6 protein-coding genes and 1 pseudogene are annotated in these 6378 nt (G+C 60.1%); all 7 read left to right on the top strand.

What is annotated here, in order from left to right; translation table 11 throughout:
* The coding region (locus QRN67_RS08505) for an IS3 family transposase (RefSeq protein ID WP_285411460.1) at positions 1 to 870 on the top strand (870 nt) is incomplete at its 5' end.
* 31 nt (positions 871 to 901) lie between these two features.
* Positions 902 to 1453: pseudogene (locus QRN67_RS08500) on the top strand (DUF3363 domain-containing protein); the annotation flags it as partial.
* Between the two features lie 160 nt (positions 1454 to 1613).
* The gene (locus QRN67_RS08495) at positions 1614 to 2471 is read left to right on the top strand and encodes an ABC transporter ATP-binding protein (protein WP_285411463.1); all 858 of its coding nucleotides are present in this window, start codon (positions 1614 to 1616) and stop codon (positions 2469 to 2471) included.
* Positions 2468 to 3184 (top strand): ABC transporter ATP-binding protein, encoded by a 717-nt coding sequence (locus tag QRN67_RS08490; RefSeq protein WP_285411459.1) that lies wholly within the window; start codon positions 2468 to 2470, stop codon positions 3182 to 3184. Before QRN67_RS08495 ends, QRN67_RS08490 begins: the two co-directional genes overlap by 4 nt.
* Before the next feature lie 7 nt (positions 3185 to 3191).
* Positions 3192 to 4064 (top strand): branched-chain amino acid ABC transporter permease, encoded by an 873-nt coding sequence (locus QRN67_RS08485; RefSeq protein ID WP_285411458.1) that lies wholly within the window; start codon positions 3192 to 3194, stop codon positions 4062 to 4064.
* Positions 4057 to 5082, top strand: a complete 1026-nt coding sequence (locus QRN67_RS08480) for a branched-chain amino acid ABC transporter permease (RefSeq protein WP_503010884.1) — start codon at positions 4057 to 4059, stop codon at positions 5080 to 5082. Before QRN67_RS08485 ends, QRN67_RS08480 begins: the two co-directional genes overlap by 8 nt.
* Before the next feature lie 52 nt (positions 5083 to 5134).
* Positions 5135 to 6337 carry an ABC transporter substrate-binding protein gene (locus tag QRN67_RS08475; protein ID WP_285411457.1) on the top strand — a complete coding sequence of 401 codons (1203 nt, stop codon included), beginning with the start codon at positions 5135 to 5137 and terminating at the stop codon, positions 6335 to 6337.
* Positions 6338 to 6378: the final 41 nt, after the last annotated feature.

The following is a 6378-nucleotide window of genomic DNA, read 5'->3' as shown; positions in this document are numbered from 1 at the left end:
GGGTGGGTCAATATTCGATGGAAATCGCGGGTCAGGATTCCATGGAACTCAACACTCCTTGCACAGTTGGTTCTTGCGCGCAGCTCCTACTTCTACCATCGGGCGCGTGCAGCGGCGGGCGACAAGTACCTCTGCGCGCGTCGTGCGATCACCGACATCTTTGAGTCGAATCATCGCTGCTACGGCTACCGCAGGCTGCAAGCCTCTCTTGCAAGACAGCAAGGCCCGATCTCGGAGAAGGTGGTGCAGCGGCTGATGAAGCAGGAGAGCCTGGTTGTAGCAAAGCCCAAGAGGCGGCGGTATGCGTCTTACTTGGGCGAGATCAGCCCGGCACCAGAGAACATCATCAACCGTGACTTCCAGGCTGCTGCCCCCAACGAGAAATGGCTGACCGACATCACGGAGTTCCAGATCCCTGCGGGCAAGGTCTACCTGTCGCCGATCATCGATTGCTTCGACGGGATGGTGGTGAGCTGGACCATTGGCACGAGCCCGGACGCTGAACTGGTCAACACCATGCTGGATGCTGCAATAGAGACTGTAACGGCGACCAGCGACCGACCAGTGGTCCACTCAGACCGCGGAGGGCATTACCGCTGGCCAGGCTGGCTATCGAGAATGAGCGAAGCGAACCTTACCCGATCGATGTCCCGCAAGGCCTGCTCGCCTGACAACGCAGCCTGCGAGGGATTCTTCGGCCGGCTGAAGAATGAGCTGTTCTATCCTCGGGACTGGAAGGGCACGACCATCGAGCAGTTCATTCGGGTGGTCGATGACTACATCCGCTGGTACAACGAGAAGCGGATCAAGATCTCCCTTGGCTCCCTCAGCCCCATCGAGTACCGGGTGAGCCTTGGACTTGCGGCATAAAACCAGTCCAAGTTTTTGTCCGCACCCCCATCTGCCTGAACGGGCGCGCCAGCATGATGCGCAGCGCCTGGCAGGCGGCAGCGTGACGCTGCAGTCGCACCTGCCGATCGAGCGGCAGACGCGCGTGATCGGGGCGACTTGGCTGGACCGGCAGTTGATCGGCGGAGCGGCCGGCGTTGCCGACAAGGGCTTTGGCAGCGAGCTGCGCGAGTCGTTGCGCCAGCGCAGCGACTTCCTTGTCGAACAGGGGCTTGCCGAACGGCGCGGCACGCGCGTGGTGCTTGCGCGCAATCTGCCCGGCACGTTGCGGCAGCGCGACCTCGATGCGGCCGCTCGCAGCATTGCCGGCGAGACCGGCCTGCCGTACCGGCCTGCGGTGGACGGTGAGCGTGTGTCCGGCGTCTACCGCCGCAACGTGCTGCTGGCGAGCGGGCGCTTTGCCATGCTGGACGACGGCTTGGGCTTCACCCTTGTGCCGTGGAAGCCAGTAGTCGATCAACGCCTCGGGTTACAGGTCGCTGCGACCGTACATGGGAGCGGCGTTACATGGGAGATCGCGCGGCAACGCGGGCTCGTGTTGTAAGTGTTGCAACTTGAAGGCGGCAGTGCATACACGTCGCTCTAAGTGAGCCCGCTCCGTGGAACATCCCGCCATGCTTGATGCGATTGCTTCGCGAAATTGCTTGTCAATCAGGGATAACGTTGAAAAACACTCAAGTGCCGTCCATAATAATGGTAAGACCATGAAAATATATATAGGTGATCGTGGTGTTGCTCTTCCGCAAACGAACCAACTGCTGAACGTGGTCGGAGTCTCCGTGCGCTTTGGCGGCATAAAGGCGCTTGATCAGGTCACATTCTCGGTGCACATGGGGGAGATCTGCGCGCTGATTGGCCCGAATGGTGCGGGAAAGAGCACGCTTTTCAACTGCCTATCGAGGCTTTACGACGTCAGCGAAGGGCGCATCGAGTTCTGTGGCACTGCTCTGTCAGACCTGCCCCGCCATGAGATCGCTCGCATTGGCATTGGACGCACATTCCAGAACCTCGCATTGTTCCGGTCGATGTCGGTCAGGGAGAACATTCTCGTCGGCTGTCACACAGGAATGCGCGGCGGGGTCTTTCCGGATTCCTTTCGTCTTGGCCGGGCTCGGCGCGCAGAAGCGTCCGCGCAGGCGCAGGCTGATGCCCTGCTGAATCTGATCGGGCTTCAAGACAGCGCAGAGGACTTGGTTTCAGAGCTTCCATTCGGAACCCAGAAACGCGTTGAGCTTGCCCGCGCGCTGGCGACAGAGCCCAAGCTATTGCTCTTGGACGAACCTGCATGCGGTCTGAACCATGCCGAGATCAGCGACCTCGGTGAGCTTATCCGCAACATAAGGAGCCGGTTGGGGATCTCAATTCTTTTGGTCGAGCACCACATGGGGCTTGTCATGGGCGTGTCGGATCGGGTGGTGGCATTGAATTTCGGGCGAAAAATCGCCGAAGGATCTCCCAAAGAGGTCGCCGTCCATCCCGATGTCGTGAAGGCCTACCTGGGCGACGAGCATGACGTTCCAGTAGGGACACTAGCCGCCACACCGATCGAGGTGCACGCATGAGGAAAGCTCTTGAGGTCGTCAACCTCAACGCTTCGTACGGATCGACATCGGTTTTGCATGGCATCACCCTGCATGTGGGCGACGGCGAGGCCGTTGCTCTGCTGGGGGCCAACGGAGCAGGCAAGACGACCACGTTGCGCGCGATCTGCCAAATGCTCGTCAGGACCTCCGGCGAGGTCAAGCTGTTTGACCAACCGATCCGCGGCAAGGCAACCGAGCAGATTGCCCGCCTAGGCGTTGGTCACGTACCAGACGGCAGAGGAACGTTCTTGGCGCTCAACGTCGAAGAGAACCTCCGGCTTGGCTGCTTCGCGCGTTCCGAGCGCGATGGTGTCGAGCAGGACATCGAACGAATCTACGAGTACTTTCCGAGGCTGAAGGAGCGGCGCACGCAGCAGGCAGGAACGCTCTCGGGCGGAGAGCAGCAGATGCTTGCGATTGGGCGTGCCCTCATGGCACGCCCCAAGCTGCTGCTGTTGGACGAGCCGTCGTTCGGCTTGGCGCCGTTGATGGTAAAGGAGATCTTTTCCATTCTTCGCCGAATCTGTCATGAGCAGTCGGTGGCGATCTTGCTGGTCGAGCAGAACGCTGGTCTTTCCCTGAAGTTTGCGACGCGTGCGTACGTCGTTGAGAACGGCCGCGTCGTGCTCGGCGGGACCTCAGATGAGGTCAGAAGCAACGACGCTGTGAGACGCGCCTATCTCGGCGACTAGGATCCCCATGCAACAGTTCTTTCACCAAGTGGTCGCGGGTCTGGCGACCGGCGGGATTTATGCCAGCGTCGCTTTGGCGCTGGTCATGATCTACCAGGCGACCCAGCACATCAACTTCGCGCAAGGCGAGATGGCGATGTTCTCCACGTTCATCGCCTGGGCGCTCCTCCAAGCCGGATTGCCCTACTGGGGCGCCTTCGCCGCGACAGTCGTGCTCTCATTCATCTTGGCAGCGGCGGTGGAGTTTGCTGTGATACGTCCCATGCACGACAAGCCGGTGCTGGCGATCGTCGTAGTGTTCATCGGGCTCCTGGTGATCTTCCATAGCCTGGCCAGCTGGCTCTTCGGTTCGACGATCAGGCAGTTCCCAAGCCCATTCGTGGTCCCGGATTGGCCATACGGCGGTCTGATCTCCACTCACGATCTTGGGGCCATTGTGGTGACTCTTGTCCTAGTCGCACTGCTTTTCGCCTTTTTCCAACTGACGCCGCTGGGCCTCGCAATGCGCGCCGCGGCGCAGAACCCCACTTCCGCGCATTTGGTTGGCATCAGCGTGAGCAGGATGCTCATGTTGGGCTGGGGGCTTGCAGGTGCGATCGGCGCCGTGGCAGGAATGATGGTCGCACCGGTGGTCTTCCTCGACGCCAACATGATGTCCGGCATCTTGCTGTACGCATTCGCCGGCGCCCTGATCGGCGGGATCGATAGCCCGGGTGGCGCAGTTCTGGGGGGCTTCGTCGTCGGCGTCCTGGAGAACTTGATCGGTACCTACGTCGTGGGCACTGAGCTCAAGCTGTCGGTGGCTTTGTGTTTGATCATCGGTGTGCTGATCGTCCGGCCTGCCGGCATGTTTGGAAAGAGGGTGGTCTCCCGTGTCTGAAGCTCAATTCGACCGCTTCCTCGGCGAACCGTCTGCCGCAAGCTCAAGCCGAGTCCCTTCGCCGGGACGGGCTGAAAGGCGATTCGGCTCTCCTGTCGTCGTCCTGGGTGTACTCATCGCACTTGGCTTGGCATTCGTCCTGGCCGACTGGCAACTGTTTCAGCTGACTATGGTCGTTTCGTACGCTATCGCGCTGCTCGGCCTGAACATGCTCACGGGCTATAGCGGACAGATTTCACTGGGGCACGGCGCGTTCTACGCAGTAGGCGCCTACACGGCTGGCGTGCTGATGACGATTGCACCAATTCCGTACTGGGCAACGATACCAGCCGCGGCACTTGTCGCTTTTGTGGTGGGATACCTCTTTGGACGTCCTGCATTGAAGCTGGAGGGCTTGTACCTAGCACTCGCGACGTTTGCCCTTGGCGTCGCGTTGCCCCAGTTGTTGAAATACAAGCTGCTTGAGCCTTGGACTGGCGGCGTGCAAGGCTTGATCTTGATGAAACCGGATGCTCCGTTCGGGCTGCCATTGAATCCCGATCAGTGGCTCTACCTCTTCTCCCTGGCAGTGGGCCTTCTGCTATTTGGGCTCGCTGCCAACCTGCTCAACAGCGGCAGCGGACGAGCGCTGCGAGCCCTTCGGGACCATCCTATGGCTGCGGAGTCCATGGGGATCGATCTGTCGCACTACAAGTCGCTGATCTTCGGCGTGTCGGCGGCGTACACGGGGGTCGGCGGCGCCTTGTCTGCGATCGCTGTCCAGTTCGTCTCGCCCGATTCGTTCACGCTGTTCCTGTCGATCTCTTTGCTGGTTGGCATCGTGGTTGGTGGCGTTGGAACCTTTTGGGGCGCACTCGTTGGTGCCTTGTTCATCATGTTCGTGCCTTCGTTTGCAGAACAAATCTCCAAGAGCGCGCCGTGGGCCATATACGGTTGCATCCTCATCGCTGTCGTGTTCCTGATGCCGAAAGGCGTAGCCGGAACGCGTTTCCCACGACCGTCTCGGAATGCGCGGTGACGATGGCAATGAGCCCTTGGATGAACCGACCTTTTCTACAGGAGACGAAACGATGAAGTGGATGAACAAGGCGATCGTTGCACTGGCGTGCGCTGGCGCATGTGGTGTTGGCAACTTGGCCTGGGCAAAAAAGTACGATGCAGGTGCTTCCGACACCGAGGTGAAGATCGGCAACACGATGCCCTACAGTGGCTCGGCGTCCTCGTTCTCGGCGGCTGGCAAGGTCATCGGCGCCTACTTTCAGAAGGTCAACGAGACGGGAGGCGTGAACGGGAGAAAGTTGGTCTGGCTTAGCTACGACGATCAGTACTCGCCACCAATGACGGTCGAGCAGACGCGCAAGCTCGTCGAGAAGGATCAGGTCCTAGCGATCATGGGCAGCCTCGGTACAGCAACCAACAGCGCGGTGTACCGCTACCTCAACCAGAAGAAGGTTCCCCAGCTGTTTTTGCTGACCGGGGCGCCCAAGTTCTCCGACCCGAAGGCATACCCGTACACGACCCCGTTTACACCCAGCTTCGAGTTCGAGGGGCGCGTGTTCGCCAACAAGATCAAGTCGTCCAATCCGAACGCGAAGGTCGCCGTTCTGTACCAGAACGACGACATGGGAAAGGCTTACCTGGAGGGCCTGAAGAGTGGTTTGGGAAGCGGTCAGATCGTCGCAGAGGCCAGCTACGAGTCGTCAGATCCCACCGTCGACTCCCAGATCGTCAAGCTCAAGTCTTCGGGGGCCGACGTGTTCGTGAGTTTCAGCATGCCACGCGCGGCCGCCCAGGCCATCAAGAAAGTCAAAGACATCAACTGGAACGTAGCGGAGCAATATGTCGCGTCGTCGTCTGCCTACGTCAAGACGGTGATGGAGCCCGCAGGCCCCGAAGCGGCCAAAGGCGTCATGTCGACCATCTACTTCAAGGATGCCTCGGATCCGCGTTGGGCGAACGACGCCGCGACGCATGAGTTCAAGACTTTCATGAAGAAGTACCTGCCTAGCGAGGACGTCTCCAACTCTCAAACGGTCCTTGGCTACACCATGGCACAGGTCATGGTGCACGTTGTGACCGCCGCGGGTGACGAACTTACACGCGAGAACATCCTGAAGCAAGCAACCAGCATCAGGTCGCTGTCTCTTCCCATGCTGCTCCCCGGGATCACCATGCAGACGACGGCCGCGAACTACCAACTCTTCGATGCATTCCAGCTGATCCAGTTCGACGGGAAGCAATTCGGTCCTGTAGGGGCACCGGTCCGTCCGTGACCTTTGCAGCGCGTGCTGGCCGACAGGCCTGGCGCGCGCGA

Source organism: Variovorax sp. efr-133-TYG-130 (assembly GCF_030208835.1).
Lineage (GTDB): Bacteria > Pseudomonadota > Gammaproteobacteria > Burkholderiales > Burkholderiaceae_C > Variovorax.
This window is presented reverse-complemented; position numbering and strand designations above follow the sequence as displayed.